Origin of the sequence: Nocardia sp. SYP-A9097 (assembly GCF_009649815.1) — a bacterium.
Lineage (GTDB): Bacteria > Actinomycetota > Actinomycetes > Mycobacteriales > Mycobacteriaceae > Nocardia.
Window position 1 is genome coordinate 85600 of the sequence record NZ_WJIC01000002.1, and the last position, 24617, is coordinate 110216.

General features: G+C 65.3%; 26 protein-coding genes and 2 pseudogenes. 11 read left to right on the plus strand and 17 right to left on the minus strand.

What is annotated here, in order from left to right:
- Window positions 1-87 precede the first annotated feature (87 nt).
- The gene (locus GFY24_RS04020) at window positions 88-1380 is read left to right on the plus strand and encodes an ROK family transcriptional regulator (RefSeq protein WP_153803636.1); all 1293 of its coding nucleotides are present in this window, start codon (window positions 88-90) and stop codon (window positions 1378-1380) included.
- Window positions 1381-1465: 85 nt separating this feature from the next.
- Here the strand turns inward: GFY24_RS04020 and GFY24_RS04025 are convergent, their stop codons facing one another.
- The 4 genes from GFY24_RS04025 to GFY24_RS04040 all read right to left on the minus strand — a co-directional run bounded on the left by GFY24_RS04025 (window position 1466) and on the right by GFY24_RS04040 (window position 5186).
- A complete protein-coding gene (locus GFY24_RS04025; protein ID WP_153803637.1) occupies window positions 1466-2944 on the minus strand; it encodes a hypothetical protein in 1479 nt (492 codons plus the stop codon).
- A 90-nt stretch (window positions 2945-3034) separates the two neighbouring features.
- Window positions 3035-3757, minus strand: coding sequence for a DUF3558 family protein (locus tag GFY24_RS04030; protein ID WP_194852738.1), 723 nt, complete (start codon window positions 3755-3757; stop codon window positions 3035-3037).
- 197 nt (window positions 3758-3954) lie between these two features.
- Window positions 3955-4311, minus strand: a complete 357-nt coding sequence (locus tag GFY24_RS04035; RefSeq protein ID WP_153803639.1) for a DUF397 domain-containing protein — start codon at window positions 4309-4311, stop codon at window positions 3955-3957.
- The gene (locus GFY24_RS04040) at window positions 4308-5186 is read right to left on the minus strand and encodes a Scr1 family TA system antitoxin-like transcriptional regulator (protein ID WP_309230444.1); all 879 of its coding nucleotides are present in this window, start codon (window positions 5184-5186) and stop codon (window positions 4308-4310) included. Before GFY24_RS04040 ends, GFY24_RS04035 begins: the two co-directional genes overlap by 4 nt.
- Window positions 5187-5470: 284 nt before the next feature.
- Between GFY24_RS04040 and GFY24_RS04045 the strand changes: the two genes are divergently transcribed.
- Both GFY24_RS04045 and GFY24_RS04050 read left to right on the plus strand, forming a co-directional pair.
- Window positions 5471-5812, plus strand: a complete 342-nt coding sequence (locus GFY24_RS04045) for a hypothetical protein (protein ID WP_153803641.1) — start codon at window positions 5471-5473, stop codon at window positions 5810-5812.
- A gap of 494 nt (window positions 5813-6306) precedes the next feature.
- Window positions 6307-6465: a hypothetical protein gene (locus GFY24_RS04050; RefSeq protein ID WP_153803642.1), complete on the plus strand. Its 159-nt coding sequence runs from the start codon at window positions 6307-6309 to the stop codon at window positions 6463-6465.
- 79 nt (window positions 6466-6544) lie between these two features.
- On the opposite strand, the pseudogene GFY24_RS04055 reads toward GFY24_RS04050, so the two are convergent.
- The 5 genes and pseudogenes from GFY24_RS04055 to GFY24_RS04075 form a co-directional block, all read right to left on the minus strand.
- A pseudogene (locus tag GFY24_RS04055) lies at window positions 6545-7704 on the minus strand (acyl-CoA dehydrogenase family protein).
- A gap of 59 nt (window positions 7705-7763) precedes the next feature.
- The gene (locus GFY24_RS04060; protein ID WP_309230445.1) at window positions 7764-8216 is read right to left on the minus strand and encodes an aldehyde dehydrogenase family protein; all 453 of its coding nucleotides are present in this window, start codon (window positions 8214-8216) and stop codon (window positions 7764-7766) included.
- A gap of 229 nt (window positions 8217-8445) precedes the next feature.
- Window positions 8446-9303: pseudogene (locus tag GFY24_RS04065) on the minus strand (CoA-binding protein); the annotation flags it as partial.
- A gap of 32 nt (window positions 9304-9335) precedes the next feature.
- Window positions 9336-10559: a Glu/Leu/Phe/Val dehydrogenase dimerization domain-containing protein gene (locus GFY24_RS04070; protein WP_153803644.1), complete on the minus strand. Its 1224-nt coding sequence runs from the start codon at window positions 10557-10559 to the stop codon at window positions 9336-9338.
- A gap of 153 nt (window positions 10560-10712) precedes the next feature.
- Complete coding sequence (locus GFY24_RS04075) at window positions 10713-11303, minus strand: TetR/AcrR family transcriptional regulator (protein ID WP_153803645.1); 591 nt, start codon at window positions 11301-11303, stop codon at window positions 10713-10715.
- A 251-nt stretch (window positions 11304-11554) separates the two neighbouring features.
- Here GFY24_RS04075 and GFY24_RS04080 point away from each other — a divergent pair, with 251 nt between their 5' ends.
- Window positions 11555-11890, plus strand: a complete 336-nt coding sequence (locus GFY24_RS04080; protein WP_228565986.1) for an EthD family reductase — start codon at window positions 11555-11557, stop codon at window positions 11888-11890.
- A gap of 21 nt (window positions 11891-11911) precedes the next feature.
- Complete coding sequence (locus GFY24_RS04085; RefSeq protein ID WP_228565987.1) at window positions 11912-12871, plus strand: ADP-ribosylglycohydrolase family protein; 960 nt, start codon at window positions 11912-11914, stop codon at window positions 12869-12871.
- Here the strand turns inward: GFY24_RS04085 and GFY24_RS04090 are convergent.
- The 5 genes from GFY24_RS04090 to mca form a co-directional block, all read right to left on the minus strand.
- Window positions 12804-13625, minus strand: a complete 822-nt coding sequence (locus GFY24_RS04090; RefSeq protein ID WP_375335998.1) for a class I SAM-dependent methyltransferase — start codon at window positions 13623-13625, stop codon at window positions 12804-12806. The genes GFY24_RS04085 and GFY24_RS04090 overlap by 68 nt on opposite strands.
- Window positions 13622-14635 carry an alpha/beta hydrolase gene (locus tag GFY24_RS04095; RefSeq protein WP_153803646.1) on the minus strand — a complete coding sequence of 338 codons (1014 nt, stop codon included), beginning with the start codon at window positions 14633-14635 and terminating at the stop codon, window positions 13622-13624. The genes GFY24_RS04090 and GFY24_RS04095 overlap by 4 nt, the downstream gene beginning before the upstream one ends.
- Window positions 14636-14714: 79 nt before the next feature.
- A complete protein-coding gene (locus tag GFY24_RS04100; RefSeq protein ID WP_228565988.1) occupies window positions 14715-15533 on the minus strand; it encodes an AraC family transcriptional regulator in 819 nt (272 codons plus the stop codon).
- 57 nt (window positions 15534-15590) lie between these two features.
- Window positions 15591-15857, minus strand: coding sequence for a hypothetical protein (locus GFY24_RS04105; protein WP_153803647.1), 267 nt, complete (start codon window positions 15855-15857; stop codon window positions 15591-15593).
- Window positions 15854-16750 (minus strand): mycothiol conjugate amidase Mca, encoded by an 897-nt coding sequence (gene mca / locus GFY24_RS04110; protein WP_153804139.1) that lies wholly within the window; start codon window positions 16748-16750, stop codon window positions 15854-15856. The genes GFY24_RS04105 and mca overlap by 4 nt, the downstream gene beginning before the upstream one ends.
- Window positions 16751-16904: 154 nt before the next feature.
- Here mca and GFY24_RS04115 point away from each other — a divergent pair, with 154 nt between their 5' ends.
- Together GFY24_RS04115 and greA are read left to right on the plus strand one after the other, a co-directional pair.
- On the plus strand, window positions 16905-17321 hold the full coding sequence (locus GFY24_RS04115) for a DUF4307 domain-containing protein (protein ID WP_153803648.1): 417 nt from the start codon (window positions 16905-16907) through the stop codon (window positions 17319-17321).
- 248 nt (window positions 17322-17569) lie between these two features.
- Entirely contained in the window at window positions 17570-18064 is a 495-nt protein-coding gene (gene greA / locus GFY24_RS04120; RefSeq protein ID WP_153803649.1) for a transcription elongation factor GreA, read from the plus strand.
- A gap of 200 nt (window positions 18065-18264) precedes the next feature.
- Here greA and GFY24_RS04125 read toward each other — a convergent pair whose 3' ends face one another.
- Entirely contained in the window at window positions 18265-19410 is a 1146-nt protein-coding gene (locus GFY24_RS04125) for a cystathionine gamma-synthase (protein WP_153803650.1), read from the minus strand.
- Window positions 19411-19547: 137 nt separating this feature from the next.
- Between GFY24_RS04125 and GFY24_RS04130 the strand changes: the two genes are divergently transcribed.
- The 3 genes from GFY24_RS04130 (at window position 19548) to GFY24_RS04140 (ending at window position 21500) form a co-directional block, all read left to right on the plus strand.
- Window positions 19548-19892 carry a DUF5713 family protein gene (locus tag GFY24_RS04130; protein ID WP_228565989.1) on the plus strand — a complete coding sequence of 115 codons (345 nt, stop codon included), beginning with the start codon at window positions 19548-19550 and terminating at the stop codon, window positions 19890-19892.
- 18 nt (window positions 19893-19910) lie between these two features.
- Window positions 19911-21086, plus strand: coding sequence for an acyl-CoA dehydrogenase family protein (locus GFY24_RS04135; protein WP_153803651.1), 1176 nt, complete (start codon window positions 19911-19913; stop codon window positions 21084-21086).
- Window positions 21087-21155: 69 nt separating this feature from the next.
- The gene (locus GFY24_RS04140; protein WP_309230446.1) at window positions 21156-21500 is read left to right on the plus strand and encodes a DUF6401 family natural product biosynthesis protein; all 345 of its coding nucleotides are present in this window, start codon (window positions 21156-21158) and stop codon (window positions 21498-21500) included.
- A gap of 67 nt (window positions 21501-21567) precedes the next feature.
- On the opposite strand, the gene GFY24_RS04145 is transcribed toward GFY24_RS04140, so the two are convergent.
- Together GFY24_RS04145 and GFY24_RS40980 are read right to left on the minus strand one after the other, a co-directional pair.
- Complete coding sequence (locus GFY24_RS04145) at window positions 21568-22542, minus strand: hypothetical protein (protein ID WP_153803652.1); 975 nt, start codon at window positions 22540-22542, stop codon at window positions 21568-21570.
- A gap of 237 nt (window positions 22543-22779) precedes the next feature.
- On the minus strand, window positions 22780-23427 hold the full coding sequence (locus tag GFY24_RS40980; RefSeq protein WP_194852739.1) for a transglycosylase SLT domain-containing protein: 648 nt from the start codon (window positions 23425-23427) through the stop codon (window positions 22780-22782).
- A 628-nt stretch (window positions 23428-24055) separates the two neighbouring features.
- Here GFY24_RS40980 and GFY24_RS04155 point away from each other — a divergent pair.
- Window positions 24056-24535: a hypothetical protein gene (locus GFY24_RS04155; RefSeq protein ID WP_153803653.1), complete on the plus strand. Its 480-nt coding sequence runs from the start codon at window positions 24056-24058 to the stop codon at window positions 24533-24535.
- The last annotated feature ends 82 nt before the right edge of the window (window positions 24536-24617 follow it).

Consider the following 24617-nt stretch of genomic DNA (forward strand, 5'->3'; position numbering starts at 1 on the left):
TGCGACGCCGAACTGGTTGGGAACGCAAGTCATCCTCGATTCATTCGTGAGTGAGCGCAGGTTCGCAATTTCGAGAAGCGCGAGTCAATGATCGAAATAAATCGGCCGTCGCCGCGGCCACCCGGTGCGGGTAGCCCGAACCAGCCCGGTCTCGTACACCGCCGCAATCTGGGTCTCGTGCTGACCCATATCGCGACGCAGGGTCCGTGCGCTCGCACCGAGATCGCCACCGGAACCGGGCTCTCGCACTCCACGGTCAGTGCGGCCGTCGGCAAGCTCATCATGCGCGGACTGGTGACCGAGGACCGCTCATCGGGTGATGCGAACGGACCGGGCCGGCCCCGCAAACCGTTGCGGCTCGCGCCGCGCCGAGCATTGACCATCGCCGTCCAGATCGGACACGAACAGTTGCGGACAGCGGTCAGTGGGCTCGACGGCACACCCGTCTGGATGGACTCGCGCCCATACCAATTCACCACCGGTGTGCCGGTATCTGTGGCCGATGCCGTCGCCGCCGAGATCTGCCGCGCCGAGGACCGGATCCGCGCGCTACCGCGCACGGAACTGGCGCGGGTGCTCGTCGCAATGCCGGGCGCGGTGGCCGATGACGACTCCCGGACCGTATTGGCGGCAACGAATTTCGGGTGGAAGCGCCCGGTACAGCTGGGCGCGCTGCTCGCGGCGCGGCTGCCCGGCCTCGGCTGTCCGATCGATATCGTCAATGACGCCAACGCCGGCGCGCTGGCCGAATACGGCATGCGGCCCAACCGAAGCCGCGCCATGTGCTACATCGCGGCCGGTACCGGCATCGGCGGCGGGCTGATCCTGAACCACGCCTTACATACCGGCGGACGTGGCATAGCCGGTGAGCCCGGGCACCTTCCGGTCGGCGCCGACGGACCGGCGTGTGAATGCGGCGCGCGCGGCTGCCTGGTGCTCTATGCCGGACCCGACCGGGTATTGACCCGAGCCGGCCTCGCCGACAGCCTGCGCGATCATGGCCGCACGATCGCGCTGGCCGAGCTGCTGCGTGCCCTACAGGATCGAAACCCGCAGGCCCGCAACGCTGTTCACGAGGCCGGCGCAGCGCTGGGCACAGCCGCGCTCGCCATCGCCGCCATGCTGGATATCGACGAGATCGTCCTGGGCGGGGTCTTCGCGGACTGGTTCCCATGGCTCGAGCCGGCCATCACCGAGCGGATAGCCGGCCGCGCCGCGACCGTGCCAGCCGGACTCGTCCTGATCACCCGCGGCATCCTCGGATCGGACGCAATCCTCACCGGCGCAATCGAACTCGCACGCCGAGCGGTCCTCGACGACCCCGTCACAGTGCCGCACCTGCAGCACGACATCCGAACGGGCGTTCCGGCAAGCTCGTGAAAATGCGATCGATGCACGCATGCTGGTATCTCCGCACTGATCAAGGTCAAGCTCCGCGAATGATCAAGCGTGGGGGCGTGATCGGTCAGCCCAGCGTTGTCACCCAACTCCCCTGGCTGCCGACCCCGTGGCCTACCTCGCCGATGACCTGACCGACGGGGGCGCCGGCGGCCTTTCTCGTCACCGCGAAATGGACGCCGGTGGCCAATTCGGTTGGGGTGCAGACGAATGCGGCGGTTACCAGTAGTTCCATTCGGGTGGCGTCGTCGGCGCAGACTCGAATACCGGCGCGGGCTCCGCTCAGTACGAGGGGAACCACTTCGGCCCAGGCTTCGTGCGGGCGGCTCTCCAGGACGATCGGCCGGCTTCCGGCGGCCCTTGCCATTGCGTCCAAAGTAGTGGGAACGCCGGCCATTTCGGAGCGCTTATTGGCCAGCGAGTGCGTCAACCCACTCACCACGATCCCGATGACGAGCAGGCCGACGCCGGCGAATTTCAACCGGTCGGCGCCGGCGAATTCCAGCCGCCGGACCCGCTGGGTGACGCCGGCCAGAAGAAGGGCGAACATGAACAACGGCACCGCATATGAGAAGTAGCCGATGTATGCCTCGTCGATCTGATCGATGCCGATCATCGCGTAGATCGACATCAGTGGCACGATCGCCGCGCAGACCGCCAGACCGGTCTCCAAGAATTTCTCTCCGCGCGCCACCAGCGCGACGAGGGCGAAGAGCGCGATGAAGATGACAATGCCGAGCCCGTGGTTCGGCCCCCAGAACTGCACCGTGTACCACGCTGCCGTCCACGGCATATGGATCCCGTGCCCGCCGCCGTAGCTGACGTACTTCACGAGTTCGCCGGGGAAATGCACGATCGCGTCGAGCACGATTGTCGAGGCGAACACCGCGGCGATTCCGCCGAACAGCCACCAGTCTTTCCTGGCGACCTCCAGTCGGCGTCGCCATACGAGGTATAGCGCCGCCCCGCCCAGCAGTGGCACGAAAAACAGGAATTCCGCGTGCCCGTGGATGAGCAACCCGCCGGCGAGCGCTACCACCCAAAGGTGTTCGGTGCGCCCGGCCACCACCGAGGACACCGCGACCAGCAGGACGAGGAACGGCGCGAAATACACGTAGGGAAACCAAAGTGCGCTGAGCAGTTCGCGATACACGGTGAGGAACAGCAAACTCGCACCGCCGATCCCGGCAGTGAGCGTCCAGGACGGATACCAGTCGTGGACGATGCTCAGTGCCAGAGCCACCATCGCGGCATTGAGCAGCAGAATGGCGACCGCCTGCCCATTCCAGGGTGCCGGCACCAAATGCAGCACATCGTAGAAGAGCCATTCGCCGAACGCCTGCACGTATACGAACGCGGGCCCGGGATGATGAAACCCGACCCGGGAATAGTTGCCCACGAGAAGCTCGAAATGCTTCGCCGCGAGCACCTGGATCGAGACAGTCGCCGCGTCCCCCTCCTCGAAGACAATCCGGGAGAACAGATCACGACTGCTACTCAGCAGAACCGTGGCATAGGCGAGCCAAGCCACGATGAAAACTCTCATGAGTCCGGAGCGTATCGGCTTAAACCTTAGGTGTCCTAACTCACGATCAGGCTGTGGCGGTGCGGGATTCAACCTCGGCAGCGGTGCGGGTCAGGGTAGCGACTTGAAGAGTTTCGCGCCGACTCGCTGGGCGTCGCCACAGGGATCGCCGTAATCGGTTTGGACCCGGGTATTGCGGACGGTGAAGACGATGCTGCCGAAGCTCGCCGGGGTGACGATGAGGCAGCCGAGTTTGTGGGTGTCGGCTGCCGCCCGGAACAGCGCCAGCTGGCGACCGTAGTACTCGGTGCGCCGCAGGTCGGTGTAGGTGCCGGGCGCGAGGACCGTATCCATCGAGTCACCCGAGGCCACAATAATCAGTTCGAAGGTCTGATCGGCGGACTGCCATTTGCAGGCCGGGAACTTCGAACCCGATACCCGCGCCGCGGTGCTGGTGCTCAATCCCGCTGCGGTGAGCTCGGATTCGGGCAGCGAGCAGGGATCCCACGAGCCGCCCGCCGGGGCATCCACCGGCGATACGGTGGTGGCGCCGGACGTCGGTGCGGCGGATTCGGTGCCGGAAGTAGGTTCCGGCGCGACAGTTCCACCGTCCGCCCGGACCGTCGTGGTTACGCCCGCACCCGCGGGGACAGTCGTGGACACGCCCGCCGTCACCGAAGTGCTCCCGCCCGGAGTCGATGCACTGTCCGTCGAGTTGGTGGCGCAACCCGTGAGCGCTATCGCCGCGCTACCCAGCACCGCCACAATGCGGAATGTGTTCGCCCTGGCCCACATACCCCGCCGACGGGGAGCGGCACAGCCTGTTCGTGTCATGATCGGCCAACACCTCCAGCTCGGCGGTCCGAAAGCATTCTCCCGGAACCGGATTCGCATATCACGCTGACCTTCAACGTATGACATGGAAGGCGCCCACCGCCATCGTGTGAATGCCCCCAAATCCGGGGTCCTCACAAGGGGGCATACATCGGGCTAACCCACGCCGGCATCACAGGCCCGACAACGTCATCCGACTATCCGAAGGCGAATTCGCCCGCCACAACACCCTTTACGAACGCATCCCACTCACCGCGGTCATAAACCAACGACACACCCTGCCCGGAGATCACCGCACCGCCATCGTCACCCACAGCAATCGCCACCGAATCGGCAACCTCACCGGACACCCGCCGCCCCGCCAACTCGAGCAGAGCCGGCCACTGTCCGGCAGCCACGGAGACAACCGGCTGATATTCAGCGGAGCCGATGAACTTGCTGTCGCGGACGGTCACGACCTCATCGCCGAGCCGGACCTCCACGCATGTTTGGGTTTCCGACGACCAAGAGGATTTGAACCATCCCCTGATTCTCGGCAGATCCGGGGCGCTCATAGCGTCGACTGTATCCCAAGGGCGATCGCCCTGATTCGGTCCAAGGTCGCCTCACGCCCCATGGCCTGCGACATCGCCCTATCGTGAATGACACCCAGATCACGGACCCGAGTCTCATTGCCCTTGTCCTCCAAAACCTCACCTACGACCGTGGATTCGTGCCACGCGATGGTTGGCAGCCGCGGGTTGGCGAAGTCGAGCAGGTGAAACGTCGCCCCACTGAATATGGACCGCTCGGTCGCAGTGAAGGGCATGAGCCGCACATCGATGGTGTCGGGATGGCCTTCGATAGTGTCGGCGAGATGCTGGAGTTGCCGAATCTGGACAGTGGGCCCACCGATCTGCTGCACAAGTGACGCTTCACCGATCACCGCCGACAAGTGCAGGGGCTCATCGCCTTCGAGTCGATGCTGCCGCCGCATCCGTACTTCGACACGCTGCTCAACCTGGACCGGAAGCACCGTCGCGATCCCGGTCACCATCAGTGCCCGAACGTATTCCTCACTCTGTAGGAGTCCTGGGATGAGGACACTCTCATATGTCCTGATGCGCTGAGCGCCGTACTCCAGCCCGTACCAGCGCAGCAGTTCCGGGCCGAACAGCGCGGAATATCCTGTCCACCAGCCCCGTCCGCGCGCCACCTCCCGAAGCGCGAGAAGTTCAGCGGCCTCGTCCGCATCGAATTCGAAAAGCTGGATCAGCGCTCGCAACTTGTCCACGGCGGGGATTCGACGATCCCCTTCGATCAGAACCCAGTAACTGCGGGATAGGCCGACTTCCTTGACGATCGTCTTGACGTCGATCCCCAACTGCGCGCGGCGCTGACGCAACCGCAACGTCAGCTCCCAGCTCGCCACAACGGGTGACTCGGGCACCAACGCGCTACTCCTCTCGTCATCGGAACGATACGCCGCAAGCCTGCAACCGGACCTTGATTTCCGAAACTGCTTCTGTAACAGTTACAGAAGCAGGATTAGAACTGATTCGATACATGCATCACGACAACCGTCAGTGCCCGGAAACCGTGGCACCGCGATGACGAGCACTCAATGCTCTGCCGGATAAGCGATTTCAGCATTTCGCATCGAAATTCCTTGAACTGAAACGACTTCGGGCTCGCGCGACACCGCGATCCCAACCCTATTGGGGAGCGTCTCTGATGGAGCAGCAACCCGCGCCGCCGTGCGGCGTCACACTTCCACTGGCCTACGGATATCTCCGCCTCGAGCTACTCGGCGACGAAACCGCCTTGTGGGAGGGCCGACTCGCGTCCGCCGCACGCGAACTCGGATTCGAGCTGGCCGCGATCTTCCGCGAGTACGCGCCGGACGCGACCGTGCCGCCCGCCTACCTGGACCTGCTCGACGAATGTCGCCGTGCGCGAGCACATCTGGTCATGACGGCAGCCGGACACCTATCCGGGATGCGCGTCCCCCGCACCTGCCTACTCGGACTGTTGGCCGTGCGAGCCGGTGCACAGGTGTGCGAAGTGTCCCCATAGCCAGCGAGCCAGGCGCACCCGCACATTGCCGAATAGTTCCTGAATCGATTACTCACCAACACATTTCACCGACTAGGGGGCCATCCCATGTCCACCTTGACACCGTTCGTGATCGGACTCGTCGTAGGAGCGGCGCTCGTGCTCCTCCTCGCCGCCGGACTCGGCGACGAGCAACCCACCCGATCACACACCCGGACCGGCGAAAGCCGAACCGTCCGAGCAATAGCCGCCCGCCTCGAACAGGAGCGCCAGCACCCCGGACCGTCGATTCAACGAAGTCGCCAACGGCCGATTCACGCAGCCCATCCAATTGAAAACGTGAAAACCTGCGTGTCGCAGGTGATCTGACAGTAGGTTGCCCGCCCATGGCTGGTGAACATCCCGGCGACCGACTCGGACCCCACGGCAAGGAGGTCATTGTGACAACTGCGGATCGACTTCGCGCTGAAGGGGAAGCCCACGGCGAAGCCAGAGGACGCGCTGAAGGGGAAGCCATGGGACGGGCCGAGACCGTGCTCGAACAATTGACCTTGAAGTTCGGACGGCTGACGGCAGCGACCACCGCCACCGTGCAGGGCGCAGATTCAGCGCAGCTGCGGATTTGGGCCGCGCGAGTGCTCACCGCAGGCAATCTGGACGAGGTTTTCGAATAATCCTGAATTGCCCTGCGGCGGAGTCGGTTTCACTCGGACCGGACCGGCGGCGGGCGATCGTGCCCGCCGCCGGGCGTGGTCAGGCGAGGTTGCGGGAGATCACCAGGCGCATGATGTCCGAGGTGCCTTCCTCGATCTCCTCCAGTTTGACGTCGCGCATCCACTGCTCGACCGGGAATTCGCGGGAGTAGCCCCAGCCGCCGAGGGTTTGGACGCGGCGTGGGTGACGAACATGGCCGTCTCGGAGGCGGTCAGTTTGGCCATGGCGGCCAGGCCGGTGGTGTTCACGCCGGCGTCGATGGAACGGGCGGCGTGGTGGACCAGCAGGCGCGCGGCCTCGATGCGAGTTGCCATGTCCGCCAGGCGGAATGCCACGGCCTGGTGTTCGATGATCGGCTTGCCGAACTGCTTGCGATTGCGGGCGTAGTCGAGGGCGTACTCGTAGGCGGCGCGGGCCGAACCGACCGCTGCGGCGCCGAGCACGATGCGGGAGATGTCGAAGGTCTCCATCAGACCGTAGAAGCCCTGGCCTTCGTCGCCGAGCCTGTTCTCGTCGGGGACGAACATATCGTCGAAGAACAGCTCGCGGCAGACAATGGCGCGCTGACCCATCTTCTTCATCGGCTCACCCCAGCTGAATCCCGGTGTGTCCTTGGTGAACAGGAGCGCGGTGACACCCTTGGAGCGCTCGTTGCGATCGGTCTTGGCGAACACCACATACTGTTCGGCCGCACCGGCATTGGAGATCCACGCCTTCTGGCCGTTGATGCGGTAGCCGCCGTCCACCTTGGTGGCGGTGGTGATGATCGAGGCGGCGTCCGAGCCTGAACCGGGTTCGGTGGTGGCGAGCGCGGTCATCACCGGAGTGGTGCCAGTGAGCGGGCGCAGCCACTTCTCCTTCTGCTCCGCGGTGCCCAGCGCCATCAGCGGATCGGAGAAGAAACCGTTGGAGCACACCAGGTTTCCGATACCCGGATCACCGAAGCACAGCTCCTCCTGGACCAGGCACTGGGTGAACACGTCGGTCATGCCGCCGACGCCGAACTCCTCGGCGATCATGAAGTCGGTGATACCTACCTGCGCGGCCTTGGCGAAGATATCGACGGGAGTGACCACATCGGCCTCGTCGACCTCGCGGCCGCGCGGGCGAATCTCCTTCTCCGCGAAATCACGGCAGAGCTTGACGATTTCGCGCTGCTCGGTGGTGAGCGGCCAGGCTTCGAACGGGGTGGTGGTCATGGTGGGCCTTTCTGGATTTACGTTTCTGGTGTGCACGAGTGGGGATCGGAGCGGCCCGATCACAGTTGGACAGAGGTCAATTCGGTGAACTCCTCGATGCCGATATGGCCGAGTTCACGACCCAGCCCCGAGTTCTTCCAGCCGCCGAAGGGGGCGAGCGGATTGAAGGCGGCACCGTTGATATCGACCTGGCCGGTGTCCATGCGGGCCGCGACCGACAGCGCACGGTCCCGGTCGGCCGACCAGACCGCACCGGCGAGGCCGTACTCGCTGTCGTTCGCGGCCGCGATAGCGTCCTCATCCCCCTCATGGGCGAGGACGACCAATACCGGGCCGAAGATCTCGTCCCGCGCGACCGGATCACTCCGGTCGACGTCCGCCAGGATTGTGGGCCGCAGGAAATGCCCGCGCTCGGCAATGGCGTAGGTGCCACCGGCGGCCAGCCGCGCACCGCGACCCAGCGCACCCTCGACCGCCTGGGCGATCGACTCGCGCTGCCGGCCCGAGATCACCGGCCCGAGCCGGGTCGCCGGGTCCACCGGCCAGATCGACCGGGTTGCTGTTGGCGGCGCCGCTGGGAAGACGTTGTTCGAGTACAGCTTTCAGGTCGACCGAGAACTCCGGCACGGTGAGCCCGGCCGCGGCGACCACATCCGCGGCGATACCGGTCTGACCGCCGCTGTCACCCACCACGGCGACCCGGCCACCGCCGGGCAGACCCGCCGAGAGCAGCAGGCGTGCGAGGTCGACCAGTTCGGCCGGGGTGGCGACGCGCACCGCGCCGGCGACCCGCATGGCCGCATCCACGACATCCAGACTCGAGGTGAGCGATCCGGTATGTGACCGGGCCAGTCGCGAACTGGCCGCGCTCGCGCCGACGGTGAGCACGATCGTGTGTTTTCCGGCCTGCCGCAGCCGGCTCAGCGCCGCCACCACTTCCGCACCGCCCGTGAAGGATTCGAGGTAGAGCGCGACCACGCGGGTGGCGTCGTCATCGATGAGATCGTCGAGTAGTTCGGCGGCGCGCAGGTCCGTCTGGTTCCCGATCGAGACGAACCGGGAGACACCCAGTCCGGCGCGGGCCGCCAGCAGGGAGATCTCCGAACCGACCTGACCGCTCTGCGAGACCACCGCGATCGGTCCGGGCGTGAAATTGCCCCAGGCCAAATGCAATTCGGCGCTGCTGTCGTAGAGGCCCAGACTGTTCATCCCCACCAGTCGCGCCCCGGCCGCCCGAATCCGATCGGCGATTTCCCGCTCCTCGGGCACAGCCGCGGTGATGCCGAGGAAACCGCGCGCACCGAGCGCCAGCGCCTCGTCCACCACCGCACCGACATGCTGCGACGGCACACACAGTGCGACGAGTTCGGGTGTTGCGGGCAGCTCCCCCAGTCCGGTGTGGCTCGCCTCGCCGAGGATCTCCGCACCGGACCGGTTCACCAGATACACCTCGCGGCGGTGACGGCCGGACAACGCCCCCTTGGCCAGCCAGTATCCCCATTTCGCTGGGTCCGAGGTGGCCCCGACGACCGCGACCGAGGCAGGGTCGGTGAAGACCCGCAGGTCGGTATCGGCCGGAGGCGCGGCGAGCGTTGCCATATCGAATAACTCCTGGTCGTGGGGGGCCGAGATCAGTAGGTCGGGAACCGAGTGGACAGGTCGGCGAGCTTGTCCGAGGCCAGCGCGAAGGCGGCGGCCCGGGTGCTGACGCCCTGCGCGTCGGCGTGGTCGAACATCTGCGTGCTCAGCGTCCGCATGCGGGTGCTGATCTTGTCGAAGGACTGCTCGGCGCTGCCGTCGATATCGCCGAAGAACACCCACCACCACCAGGCATTGGTCGCGGAGTTGGCGAGGAAGTCCGGCGAGACCACGACGCCGCGCCGCTGGAGCTCGGCCTCGGCGCTGGGGGTGATCGGCATATTGGCGGCCTCGACAATGAGCCGGGCCCGCACCTGGTCCTGATTGGCGTCATTGATGCAGTACGAGGTCGCGGCCGGGATCAGCACCTCGGCCTCGACGGTGAGCCACGCTTCGGACGGCAATTGCACATCGCCGCACGCGAGCTTGCCGCGATCCACGCCGCCGGTCGCGTCGCGGGTCAGCAGCAGCGTCTCCACGTCGAGGCCGTCCGGGTTGGCGACGACGCCGTGCACATCGGCGATGCCGACAATGCGCACACCGGCCTGCGCGAGGTAGCGGGCGGTGGCCCCGCCCATGGAGCCGAAGCCCTGCACCAAGGCGCGAGTCTGCTTGGGGTCCATACCTTTTCGCTCCATGGCGGCCAGCGCGGCTTCGGCGACGCCGTAGCCGCCGACCAGCTCGTCGAGCTTCACGCCATCGACGACCGCGCTGAACGCGGTCTTCATCCGGGCCGCGGATTCGGCCGGATCGCCGACCACGCGATGCGCGGCCTGCACGGAACTGGTCAGCCCGAGATCGTCGAGCGCGGCATCGACCGCGTCCTGCCGGACGCCGAAGTCCTCGCCCATGGTCCAGCGCTGCTCGATGAGCGGGGCCATTGCCGCGAGGTAGCGGCGCAGCACCTGATCGGCGTCGGGGTGGTACGGATCGAAGTCGATGCCGCCCTTCGCTCCGCCCAGCGGCACGTACTTGGCGTCGGCCTCGAAGTGGATGGCCTCTTTCAGGGTCATCCCCCGGGCCAGGCCGCGCACCTCATTGAGGGTGCAGCCGGCGCGCATCCGCAGGCCGCCGCTGGAGATGCCGCGGACCAGGCGGTCGATGACCAGGTATCCCGTCGCGGCGCTTTCGGTATCGCGCCAGGTCGCCTCGAAGAACGAGTCGTCGCTGCGGCCGGCGTCGGCCGAGCCGATCGCGTTCGGAAGGGTCAAAGACATTGGAAGGCTCCTACGCTCTGGGCCAGTTACTTACTGATTGCTCAGTCAGCATGAGAGAGTGATACCGGCCACGTCAAGTGTTGCTTTGTATTTACCGGTGCCGCGGGCTATCTCCCACGGTCAAGCCGCCGGGCAGCACCCGGCGACGGCGGATCAGAGTTGCAATTCGGTGCGAATCGCCCGATCCACCCAGGCGGCCACATCGTCGCGCGACACCGCGCCATCGAGGGCGACCAGCTGGACCGCGAACCCGTCCAGCATTGCCGTCAAACGCCAGGTCGCACCGCGCGGATCATCGGCACGGAAGTCACCGCATTCGACACCCTCGGCAATGAGTTCGATGACGACCTCACGCCAGCGCATATCGAGGCGATGGGTGACCTCGCGCAGCGCGGGCTGACGCAGGCACGCCGACCAGGTCTCGATCCACAATCGCCAGCCCACCGCGCGACCGGTGGGACCGTATTCGTTCAGGACCGCGCGCAACCGGTTCTCCACCGAGCCGTCCGTGCGTTCCAATACCGCGTCGAGATTGACCAGATCATGTTCGGCCGCCAACTCGAAGGCACTGACGACCACATTCTCGAGTGTCTTGAAGTGATAGAAGATCAAGGCGGTGCTGATACCCAGTGCCTCGGCGATATCGAGGGCGCGCAGGCGATCGATCCCGTCCTCGGTGATCAATTCGAGTGTGGCGGTGAGGATCTCATTACGGCGATCCTTGGTTTCTTTCCGCTGCCTCATCTGCTTTGCCACCCTGCCAAGTTACTGCACCGTTCATGTCACGCCTTCGCGACGGCGGCTGAGGTGCTTCCTTCAGATCCACTCGAACTACAACTAACTAACTGATCAGTCGAAGTATGAGACCCGACTCACACCCGAGTCAAGTACTCGAGTCGATCACATTCATCGCGGTCCGGTAATCACACCGATCCCTTTCCGGGGTCGCCGAGGTCTACCTGGTCAACAGAGCATTCTTCGAAAGGTTGAGACCGATGAGCACAACTCCGGGCACCGATCACCTGGCGCGATTCGTGATCATGTACGAAACCCCAACGGACATAGACGCATTCGAACGCCACTATCGAGACATTCACATTCCGCTGGCGAACGAACTGCCCGAATTACGCCGCTACACGGTCAGTCATGACGCGACACCGGTGATCGGCGCACCCTACTACCTGGTTGCCATCCTGGACTGGGACGATATGGCCGCCCTGCAGAGCGCACTCAACTCCGAAATCGGTCGGCGCACCGCCGCGGACGCCGTCACCAATCTCGCCCGCTATGCCACTATGCGCGGAATGATCCTGCAGCTCAACGACATCTGACCGCGGCTACTATCGGATGCGATGAATATCGACCTGATGTTTGATTCATTGGCCGGCCTTTCCGTCGGAGACGCGGTGGGGGCCGAATTTCCGATTCTGCGGCGGCCGCTCGCCGAATTGGCGGCCGGCGATCTCCCGGTTGGCCGGTGGGAATGGACCGATGACACCGAGATGGCGTGCACGGTGGTCGGGGAACTGCTCGAACACGGCGGAATCGAGCAGGATCGGCTGGCCGCGGCCTTCGCCGAGCGATTCGACAGTCGCCGCGACTACGGGTTCATGACCGTGGACACGCTGGGGCGGATCCGCCGTGGTGTGCCCTGGCGGGAGGTAACCGCGGCCGCTTTCGATCGACAGGGATCGTGTGGCAATGGTGCGGCCATGCGGGTCGCACCGCTGGGCGCGTTCTATGCCGGGGATACGGAAAGGGTTGTCGCCGAAGCGGTTCGGTCCGCGCAGGTGACGCATTGGCATCGCGAAGGGGTCGTCGGCGCTGTCGCGATCGCGGTCGCGGCCGCCACCGCGGGGCAGGCTCGGATCACCGGAATCCGGCCCGCGCCGGCGGAATTCATTACCGCCGTGCTCGAACGGGTCGGCGGCGGGGATACCGCGCGGCTGATTCACCGGGCCCGCGCACTGCTCGGAGCACCCGTCGAGCAGGTCGCGCAGGAGCTCGGCACCGGAATTCGGGTGACCGCGCAGGACACCGTGCCGTTCACAATCTGGGTCGCGGCAACCTATCTCGACGACTACCGGGCCGCGATCGCCACCTGTGTGGGTGCGGGCGGGGATACCGATACCACCGCCGCGATTGTCGGTGGAATCGTGGCCGCCCACACCGGTGGCGGTGCGGGCGGCGTACCGCCGGCGTGGGTGGCCGCGCGAGAACCGTTGCCCGACTGGCTCGATCGGATCAAGCCCCGGCAACCCGAGAAGTCGGCATCGACTCGCTTGCGGCGGTGGTTTTCCGGCTCGCGGTGACGAGCCGGGTGGGGAAGAAGGGCGCACCCCACCACATCCGCCGGCCGAGATTGCGGCGGTGCACGCCGGTCATTCCGAGTTCGCGCAGGCGGGCACGGTATTTTCCGGTGTGCAACAGATCGGCGATGGCGATCCGGCCGCCGGGGCGCAGTACCCGCACGGCTTCGTCGACCGCGGCCAGGCGACCGGCCGCGGTGGAGATATTGTGCAGTACGACATTGCTGATGATCAGGTCGAAACTGTTGTCCGCGAACGGTAATCGCGTAATGTCCCCGGTCTCCACCACGATTCGATCGGCCACCCCTTCAAGTTCCGCATTGCGCAGCGTGACCTCGGGACTGTTGCCGGTCTGGTCGGCCTGCCACAGATCGATGCCGACCGCACGCCCGCGCGGCAGTAGCTCCGCGGCCATCAGCAGTAGTGCGCCGCGACCGCAGCCGAGATCGAGCACCTGTTCATCGCCGCGCAGTCGCAGATCGGTGAGAATCCGCGCCCACACCTCGAATTTTCCGGTCCGGCTGGTGCGCACATACGTGCCCACGAACAGCGACAATCCGAGCGCGATCACGCCGCCGATCACCGCGCCGAGGAAGGCACCGACCGCGATCTCGCGCACCGTGAACGCGAGGAGCGCGGCGACCAGCACCGCCAGGATCACCCCTTGCACGCGGGCCGAAACCACCGAGAAGTCCCCGTCGAGCCCGTAGTCGCCGCGCCGGTGGCGCAGCTCCGAGGAGAGATGTTCGGTGGTCATCGCACCCGCGCCTTTGTCGTAATCCCTTGGGCCGATTGCGGTTCGGTGAGGCGATTGCGGAGGAATTCGGTGATCTCCGCGCGCGCCGCCTTGGCCTGCGGCACCAGTCCGGGCATGGTGATGAACGCGTGCGTCGCGCCGGGATGCTCGGAAAGTCTTGCGGGCGTGCCTGATTCGAGCAGTCGTTCGGCATAGCGGCGGCCCTGGTCGGCCAGCGGGTCGAGGGTGGGCACCACCACGAGCGCTGGGGCCAGGTCGCTCAGGTCGTCGGCGTACAGGGGTGAAACCGTGCGGGGATCCGTGCCCGGTGGCACCGCAAGCCGGTGGAACAGCTGCAATCTCGGTGTATTCAAGGTCGGGCTGTCGGCGTACTTGGCCATCGACGGGTAGTCGTGCATGGTCGCGGTCAGATCGGCGGCGGGGTTGACCAATACCTGTGCCCGCAGCCGCAGACCGGAGGCTTTGGCCCGAATCGCGGCCAGCGCGGCGATCAACCCACCGGTGCTCTCCCCCGCGACCACGATACGTGCCGGATCGATACCCCACTCCGCGGCATGACTTACCAAGTGCCGCAACACATCCCAGGCGTCATCCAACGCATCCGCCAGCGCGGTGTCCTCGGTGAGCAGACGATGTTCGACCGAGACGACAACCGCGGGCAACCGCGCGGCGAGATGACTGTTCCCCCAATCACATTGCGACGCGGTACCGACGAACCCGCCACCGTGCACATGCAGCACGAGCGGCAGCGCGGCGTCGCCACCGGAGGACGGGCGATACACCCGAACCCCGACCACCCGATCGGGCAGCGTCACCTCCTGCCAGGCGATGGTGGCGCCGCGATCGGGAAACCCGGTGACCACCCGGAGCAGGCGCGATCCCGCCTTACGATTCGCCTTGACGCTTACTACAGCCAATTCCTCGGCCGTGATACTCGGCCAGTCCGGATCCTTTTGCAGCGCATGCAGTAGCCGGATCCCGCGCGGTGGGCGTTCGGTGGCGTCGTTCATGTCATTCCTCCTCGATCGCGTCTGACCTGACGCTCAGCATCATCGGGAGGTCGGCGAATGTATTGGAAGAATGTTCCCGTCAGCGCGCCCAGGCGATGGGGTCGACAGCCAGCCAGGGCGCGACCGCGAGGGCGGTCGGCGTCAATCCCGCGAAGGCTTTGGCATCACGATGCAGATGCGATTGATCGGCATAACCGTTCCCCGCCGACACCATGGCCGCGCTCTCTCCCGAAGCGAGATCGTGTGCCGCACAATCGAATCGAACCAATTGCGCCGCCTGTTTCGGCGTCAACCCGATCTGCCCCCGGAATCGCGACCACAACCGCTTACGACTCCACCCGATCTCGGCCGCCAGCCGCTCGACCCGAATCTGCCCCCGGCTCACCACGATTCGATTCCAGGCCCGAGCCACCTCCGGATCGACCGCCCGCCCCGCCGCCATCCGGCGCAGCAACACTGCCTCCGCGACAGCGAATCGCTCATCCCACGACGCGGCACGCATACGCTCCCGAATCCGCCCCGCCTCACGCCCCCACAGCTCATCGAGCCCCACCACGGTCCCACTCAACTCGGCCGTAGCCCCCAGCACCGCATGCGCGACCACCGGTGACAACCGAATCTGCAACACATCGATCGCCCGCCCCGACCCGCGCACACTCCCCGGCGCGAGCCCGACAACCCCACTCCCCCTTTGCCGCACCCCACCGGCCTCATCGACGAGCAGCACATCCCCGAAATCGATGAACACCGTCAAATCCGGATACGGCACCACCCGCATATCGATGGAAGTCCCAGCGCGCCCGCAGAATCCGGCCATACCGACCCCTGCCATTCGCTGATGCGCCGGAACCGCGACATCAACCAGCGCCCCGGCTATCCGAACCGGCTCAATGGGCATACCGCCCATCCTACGAGCCGCGCACCCACCGAGGCGGCCCGCCGATCACCACCGGGCTCAGCTGGTGGAATTCTCCGGTTTCGGAGCGTCCTCCTCCTGCTTGATGACGCTCCGCTCGGTGCCCTCGTCCGCCTCCTGATCCGGTTCCGGATGCTCCGGGGAGAAGGTGGCGGGCAGGTTCTTCAGGTGCCGGTTCATGCTCACCACGAGCAGCACCGTGCCGACCAGCAGCACCAGCACGATCACCAGGCCCAGCGGGGACGCCTTACCGAACTCCGGTCCGGTGGGCGTGTTCTGGGCCTGGGCGAGCAGGGTGAGCATCATCGGTCGGCGTCCTCATTTTCAACAGCCTCGGTGTCGGCATCGTCGATCCCCGCGAACAGATCGGTCTCCGGGATGGCGGTGCGCACTCGGGTCTTCGCGAGCTCGAATTCCTCGGTCGGCCACAGCTTCTGCTGCAATTCGATCGAGATGGCGAAGAACGCGCCGTTCGGATCGATCTGGGTGGCGTGCGCGCGCAGCGCGTCATCACGCTGCGGGAAGTACTTGGCGCATTCGATCTGGGTGGTGACCCGGCCCATGATGTCACCGCGATCGCGGGCGTAACCGCGCATGCGGTCCATCCACTCCTGCATGGGGAAGGGTTCACCGCGCCGCTCGTACTCGTCGGCGAAGATCTCCAGCCGGGCCAGGCTGAAACCGTGGTTGTAGTAGAGCTTCAACGGCGTCCACGGCTCGCCCGCATCGGGGAACCGCTCGGGATCGCCGGCCGCTTCGTAGGCCGCGACCGAAACCTGGTGGCACATAATGTGATCCGGGTGCGGGTAGCCACCCATCTCGTCGTAGGTCGTCATGACGTGCGGCTTGAATTTCCGCACCACGCGCACCAGCGCCTCGGTGGCCTCCTCCAGGGGCACCAGCGCGAAACTGCCCTCGGGCAGCGGCGGCAGCGGATCCCCTTCCGGCAGGCCGGAATCCACGAAACCCAGCCACAACTGCTCGACGCCGAGCACGTCGGCGGCGGCGGCCATCTCCTGCTTGCGTACCTCGGAGATGTTGTTCTTGATGCCGGGCGTATCCATGGCGGGATTGAGGATGTCACCACGTTCGCCACCGGTCAGGGTGACGACCAGGACGTCATTGCCCTCGGCCGCATAGCGCGCGGTGGTCGCCGCACCCTTGCTGGATTCGTCGTCGGGGTGCGCGTGTACCGCCATGAGGCGAAGACCACTCACTTCTCGTTCACCTCACCGATCACTTTTTCACCTCATCGCTCTCCGCCAGGTCCAGGCAGGGGGTGTCCGATCTCCATTCCCTATAGTTCCATCCGACCATCGTTTGTTCCGACCTACCCCCCGGGAGGGGCCTGTCATGAGCGAAAGACCGGCCGGGCGGTATGGCGCGGCGCGCCGCAAGACACCCCGCTGGATGATGTACGCGATCAGCGCGGTGGTCATAATCGCCGGTCTCGGCGTCGCCTATGTGGGCTATAAGCAGTACGGCCCCAAGGACATCGAGCCGGATCGAATCGGATACACCGTCGTCGACGACTCCACCGTCGAGGTGGACTTCAAGGTGACGCGCAAGGATCCGGATACGCCGGTCGTTTGCATTGTTCGCGCCATGACCGCGGACAGCGAGGAGGTCGGCCGCCGCGAAGTGCTGGTTCCGGCCTCCGACAGCGGCACCGTGCGCCTCACCACCACCATCAAAACCACCGGGCGCGCCGGGGCGGGCAATGTCTACGCCTGCAGCGATGATGTGCCGGCCTATCTGCGCGCCGGGTGAAAAGTCCGGTACGCAACCCGCTTTGATGCCTCTACCTGCATCTTTGCGAATCGTGCTAAAATAGTCCAACACACGGTTCCGGGGTTCGGAGCCGTGTTTGCTGCATTGACGGCCGGCGCTGTCGGGAACCTCCCCCAGGATGGCTCTGGCTGTCCGCTGTTGTCATGCCTACCCCAGCGTGGGCGTGCACGACGGAGTTCAGGGAAATCCCGGCACGCGTCGGGGACAACTACTAGGGAGTGATCGAGATGACTGAGACGAACGTGACCTGGCTGACCCCGGAGTCGCACGAGAGGCTCACGAGCGAACTCGGCGTCCTCATTGCCAACCGTCCGGTCATCGCGGCCGAAATCAATGAGCGCCGCGAAGAGGGCGATCTCAAGGAGAACGGCGGCTACCACGCGGCTCGCGAGGAGCAGGGCCAGCAGGAGGCGCGGATTCGCCAGCTGCAGGAACTCCTGAACAACGCCAAGGTGGGCGTCGCACCGACCAAGTCCGGCGTCGCACTGCCCGGCTCCGTCGTCAAGGTCTACTACGACGGCGACGAGAACGATACCGAAACCTTCCTCATCGCCACCCGCGAAGAGGGCCTCAATGGCGACAACCTGGAGACCTACTCCCCCGCCTCCCCGCTGGGCGGCGCACTCATCAACGCCAAGGTCGGCGAGACCCGCGAATACATGCTGCCCAACGGCAACACCATGAAGGTGACACTGGTCAGCGCGGAGCCGTACCACAGCTAAGCTGTTCCGCCTCCCCGAAACTTTGGCGCACGGCTGGGAGCCGTTGACCGTTGGGGACGCGTACCGGCGGTTGTGCGCGACACCGATTTTGGGGGTACCCCGGGAGTTACCCGGATCTTGCGAAATCAGTTGTCACGTTCCGTAAAAACGAAAGCGCCGCACCGGAATCCGATGCGGCGCTTCGTTCTTCGTTGAAACTGTCAGCTGAGGGCCTGCTCGATGTCGGCCAGCAGGTCACTGATGTCTTCGATGCCGACCGAGAGGCGGACCAGGTCGGCGGGGACCTCGAGGGCGGAACCGGCGGTGGAGGCGTGGGTCATGGCGCCGGGGTGCTCGATGAGCGATTCCACGCCGCCGAGGGATTCGGCGAGGGTGAAAAGCTTGGTGCGGGCGCAGAAGTCCAGGGCCGCTTCCTTACCGCCGTGCACGCGCACCGAGATCATGCCGCCGAAGCGGCGCATCTGCTTCTGCGCGACGGTGTGACCCGGGTGTTCGGGCAGGCCGGGGTAGATGACCTGCGCGATCTTCGGGTGATTGGTGAGGAATTCGGCGATGGTCTCGGCATTGTCGCAATGCCGGTCCATCCGCAGGGCCAGGGTCTTGATGCCGCGCATGGTGAGGAACGCGTCCATCGGACCGGGCACCGCGCCGGCACCGTTCTGCAGGAACGCGAATTTGGTGTCGAGTTCCTGATCATTGGTGATGAGCGCGCCACCGACGACATCGGAGTGACCGCCGAGGTATTTGGTGGTCGAGTGCAGCACGATATCCGCGCCGAGCAGCAGCGGCTGCTGCAGGTACGGGGAGGCGAAGGTGTTGTCCACCACCAGTTTCGCGCCACCGGCGTGTGCCACCCCGGCCAGCGCCGAGATATCGCCGATATTCAGCAGCGGATTGGTGGGGGTCTCGATCCACACCAGCTTGGTGTTCGGCCGCATGGCCGCGGCCACCGCGTCCGGATCGTTCACATGCGCCACCGAGTACTCGATGCCCCACTGCGTGAACACCTTGTCGATCAGCCGGAAGGTGCCGCCGTACGCGTCATCCGGAATGACCAGGTGATCGCCGGGGCGCAGATTCGCCCGCAACGCACAGTCCGTGGCCGCCATCCCCGAGGAGAAGGCCCGCCCGTACGTACCCGATTCCAGCGCCGCGAGATTCGCCTCCAACGCGGTACGGGTCGGATTACCGGTGCGCGCGTACTCGTATCCGCCGCGCATCCCGCCGACACCGTCCTGGGCGAAGGTCGAGCTCGCGTAGATCGGCACGTTCACCGCACCGGTCTGAGGGTCCGGATCGAACCCGGCGTGCACGGCCCGTGTGGAGAAACCCAGCTGATCGCTCATGCGAACAGCCTAAGGACGTGTCTCGGACTGCCCAGCTCCGGGGGCATACCTCCGGCACCCCGCGAATATCGGACATCCCACCGCAGCGGCAAATGCGCCAGAATCCAACTGCCTCATCGACAAGCGAACGTGGAGAAATGATGTCCATCGGTAGTGCGAAGGTCACGGCCCACCGTTTTCTGGCGGACCTGTACCGCGACGACTATTTCCCCGACCACGCGCTGGATCTGGGCACGGAGATCCTCCTCCGGCTGAGTGAGCGCATCGAAACGGAGCAGCCCGCCGACCTGGCCGCGCTGTACGCACTCACCCACTCGGCCACCGAGGAATTCAACGAACTGGAGCAGGTGTTCCACCACGCGGGTAGCGAAATCGAGACTGTGGCCCGCGAGTCGATCGCGGCGGACTTCCTGTTCATCGCCGAGGCGTACGGGTTCGCCGATGCGGATCACGAGGAGCTGATCGCCACTCGGGACTGGTGAGAGTCCTAAGCTCAGGACATGGTCACCGTAGACGAGTTGTTCGCCATCGATTCCCTGCTCAGTGCCGAGGAGCGGGCTATTCGGGATACCGTGCGGGATTTCGCGGCGGAGCGGTTGCGGCCGCATATCGCGGATTGGTTCGAGGCGGGGACGTTTCCGGCTCGGGAGTTGGCACCGGAGCTCGGGAAGCTCGGGCTGTTGGGGATGCATCTCGAGGGGTACGGGTGCGCGGGGACTTCCGGGACCGCGTACGGGCTCGCGTGTATGGAGCTCGAGGCAGTGGATTCCGGTGTGCGGAGCATGGTTTCGGTGCAGGGGTCGCTCGCTATGACGGCGATTCACAAGTACGGGTCGGAGGAGCAGAAGCAGCGGTGGCTGCCGGGGATGGCGGCGGGACAGCTGCTGGGCTGCTTCGGATTGACCGAGCCGGATTTCGGGTCCAATCCGGGTGGAATGCGTACGCGCGCAAGGCGAGACGGGGACGACTGGATCCTGGATGGATCCAAGATGTGGATCACCAATGGGTCCGTGTCGGATGTGGCGGTGGTGTGGGCACAGTCGCGTGAAGGCGAACGGGACACCATTCGCGGATTCGTAGTGCCAACGGACACACCGGGATTCAGCGCGAACGAGATCCACCGCAAGCTTTCGCTGCGCGCCTCCATTACCGCGGAGCTCGCGTTCGACGGGGTGCGCCTGCCCGCCGATGCCATGCTGCCGGAGGCGCGCGGTCTGGCCGCACCGCTGGGCTGCCTGTCCGAGGCCCGCTTCGGCATCATCTTCGGCGCACTCGGCGCGGCACGCGATTGCCTCTCCGCCGCAATCGATTACGCCCGCACCCGGCAGGTCTTCGACAAGCCCCTCGCCGCCTACCAGCTCACCCAGGCCAAGCTGGCGGATATGGCCGTCGAACTCGGCAAGGGACAGCTGCTGGCACTGCACCTCGGGCGCTTGAAGGATCGCGGCGAGCTGCGCGGCGAACAGATCAGCGCGGGCAAACTGAACAGCACCCGCGAGGCCATCGCCATCGCACGCGAATGCCGAACCATCCTCGGCGCCAATGGAATCAGCCTCGAGTACCCGGTGCTGCGGCACGCCAACAACCTGGAATCGGTACTCACCTATGAAGGCACCGCGGAGGTGCACCAACTGGTCCTCGGCGAGGCGCTCACGGGATCCAAAGCGTTCCGCTGACGCAGCCGGCGAGTGCGCGATATCTCACAGCCGCTCCCGTACCTGGGCGCCGACAGCTAGCATGACCAGGTGTTTTTGCCCGGCTCCGCATTGCTCGTCGTCTCGGCGCGTAAGACCTTGAACCGCCTGCAGCGCACACACGGAGCTCCGGCCGTCGAAGCCATGCATGAGTTTCCGGGTGTGGCCGCGCAGGTGGATCAGCATGCCGCCGCCATTCGCGACATTCTCGAAGTGGGCGTGGAGAATTCCAGCGTCGTCCCGGTGAGCGTGCTGCTCGCCGGATACGCCCGCGGCCTGCTGGAAGACCTGCGCGAAACCGGCCTGCAGGCCCCGTACGACTCCGAGGATTGGCAGTGCGCCGAATGGGTGCACCTGCGCCTTGCCGCGGTCTGCGCCCTCGCCCGCGGCGAGTGACACCTCCGAACAACGAAGCGGCCCACGTACTCGATGTACATGGGCCGCTTCGATTCGTAGGAGAGATCTAAAGCATTCCGGGTTGACCGCCACGATCGGGCATCTGGCCGGACTGCCCGGGCTGCGGTCCCTGCGGTCCCGGAGCCTGCCCGTAACCGCGCTGACCGTAATCCTGCGGGTTGTATCCCGGTGAGCCGATGGCTTGTTCGGCCCATTTACCGGGCGGCATCTGCTGGCCGCTCATGGGCCGCTGATTGCCCATCATGGCCTGCTGCTGAGCCTGCATCGTCCGCTGCTGCTGCTCCTCGTGTTGGCGGGCAGCGTCCTCGCGACCGCGCTGGAACGCTTCGGCGTGACCCTTCACCTCCGGCATCTCACCTTCGATGGTTTCGAGCCAGCCTTCCCAGCGCTGCTGCATCGGACGGATCAGGCCGCCACCGACGCCGACCACCAGCACACCGCCGATGACCGCGAGCACCGTGATGAGGATCGGCATGGTGACCGAGGTCGCCACCCCGATCTGGTTCAGCGCCGCGATAATGCCTACGCCCCAAATGAATACGGCCGCGATGCGACCCATCATGCGGCCGTAGGACAGTCCGCTGAGCATATTCGCGATCATGTCCATCACCACGCGTGCGATGGCGCCCGCGACACAGATGATGACGATGGCGACCGCCAGCCTGGGCAGCCAGGAGACGATGCCATCCAGCATGGTGCTGATCGGATTCGGCCCGAACACACCGAATCCCAGCTGCAGTGTGATCAAAAGGATTGCGTAGTAAGCCAATTTGGCGATGATGCCGACCGCGTCGTAGCTGCTGCGTGCCAGCATGTCCTTGATGCCGCCGCGCTCGACCAACCGGTCGAAGCCGACCTGATGCAGAATTCGGGTCACCAGCCGGGCGACGATCTTGGCGACCAGCCAGCCGACGATCAGGATGGCCAGGAAGCCCGCGAACTTCGGAACGAACGTGGCTACGGAGCTCCACGCGTCCGAAAGGCCCTGCTGGATATCGATAGCCAAACTCGAGGTGTGCATACCCCGTCCCTTCGCTATCCGTTCCGGCCGAGTGCCGGAACTTTGCTCCAAGGGCGTGTATACCCGCTGCCGATCATGAGATCCGTCAGTTTGCGAAAAAGTTGCCGAATCGGGTGCCTGTGATTTTCCGGACACTCACGACCGAAAGCCGAAACCCTCCCGGAGCGTGTGCTCCGGGAGGGCTCTGACGGGATCGTATCGACTTGTCACACACCGACGGGAGTCAGCGGGCGTGCCTCAGTACGCGCTGTTGACGTTGTCCATCGAGCCGTAGCGATCAGCGGCGTAGTTGCAGGCGGCCACGATGTTCGCGACCGGATCCCAGACGTCGGCAGGGGTGCCTTCGACGTGGTACGCGTTGAAGGTGGGGTCGATCACCTGGAGCAGGCCCTTGGACGGGATGCCCATGGCCGCATTCGAGTCGTACAGGTTGATCGCCTGCGGGTCGCCACTGGATTCGCGCAGCACGTTACGGAGGATGCCGTCGTAGCTGCCGGGGATGCCGTGGGCGGACATGATGTCCAGCGCCTGACGGATCCAGCCATCGAGGTTGTCCGGGTAGGACGGCGCGGGCGGCGCGACCGGAGCCGGCTCGGGGGCAGGCATCGGCGCGGGCACGGCGGCGGCCGGCGCGGGCTGCTCGTTGGCGGGAGCGACCACGGCAGGAGCGGCGGGAGCGACCACGGCCGGAGCGGCGGGCGCGACCACGGCCGGAGCGGCAGCGGCGAGGGTCTGCTGCAGAGCGACCGGATGCACATCACCGGAGGCGGTCCCGGCGGCGGTGATAATGGAGCCGAAGACTCCGAGAGCAAGGGCGGCGGCACCGGCCGTACGGGCGGCGGCAACCACCTTGCTACGTCTAGCAGGGTCACGCAGAGCAGTCATGGCATTCGTAGGCATGGCGAATTTGGATTCCTATTCGGTTTCTGGGCTCGCAGGCTTGGAAGAAGGCAGCGCTGAATAAGGTGGGCGTCTCTCGACGGGCACCGTGCGCTGGAGCTGGTTCGCGTTGCTGTTGTGAAACCCGTTGTGGGCCAGGGAAACTCGAGGCTCAGGAGACTTGCGAAGTACGTGACGGCCATTTCGGGCCGCGGGGCCTCATCGCACCGCTGGCGTTTTCACGTTCCGCATGTGTGTCGACTTCTCCTTGCATCAACCAGACTTGTGGTCTGTTTCCAACAAGGTCACAGCTTGATTGCGCTTGGTTAACACAGCCTGAACCAAATTTGAACAGAAGATGAACTAGCTCGCTCGGCACCCCAAGTACCTGCATTAATACAAGCAATGACCTGGTGATTCAATTCAAACGAGTAAGTGTTCTAGATCACAGATAAATTTAGCCCCGCATTTGCGATATACCCGGATTTGCCGTTTTTTCGGCGTTTCGCACGCCCTTAGCGAGCTGTCAGCAACCGCCGATCACGGACCAATCACGGCGCCGATCACGTAAATCGCGCCGCACCTATCACGAAACGCCCTGCGACCGGCGCGACCTGGGCACTACCGTCGATACATGGCATCGATTCGGGTCACCGAGGTGCTGGCGGCGCTGTCCCTCACCACGGACCTGGCCACCGGAATGCCATTCGAAAAAGGCCTGGCAGTCTGCCTGATCGCCACCGCGATAGCCGAAAAACTCGGCCTGGACGAGACCGACCGCCGCGTGGTGTTCCACGCCGCGCTACTCGGCGCGGTCGGCTGCACCAGCAGGGCCAGCGAGAATGCCGACTCATATGCCGATGACCTCGCGTTTCAACGGGCGTACCACACCCTCGATCCGGGCGACCCGACCGTTTTCCGCGATCAGATGAGCCGATTCGGCGACTGGATGCCGGGGTCCCAGGCGGCGTTACGAGACCGATTCGTTACCGAAGCGCCCGGAGGGTGCCCCGCGGCCGTCCGATCCGTCTGTGAGGTCAGCAGGGCCCTGGGACCACGCCTCGGATTGCCCGAGGCGGCGGTGGTCGCACTCACCGAGGTCAAGGAGCGCTAGGAGGGGCTCGGCGCCCCCGATCGGCTGCGCGGGGACGAGCTGTCGCTGGCCGGGCGCATCCTGCACCTGGCCGAACAGGCGG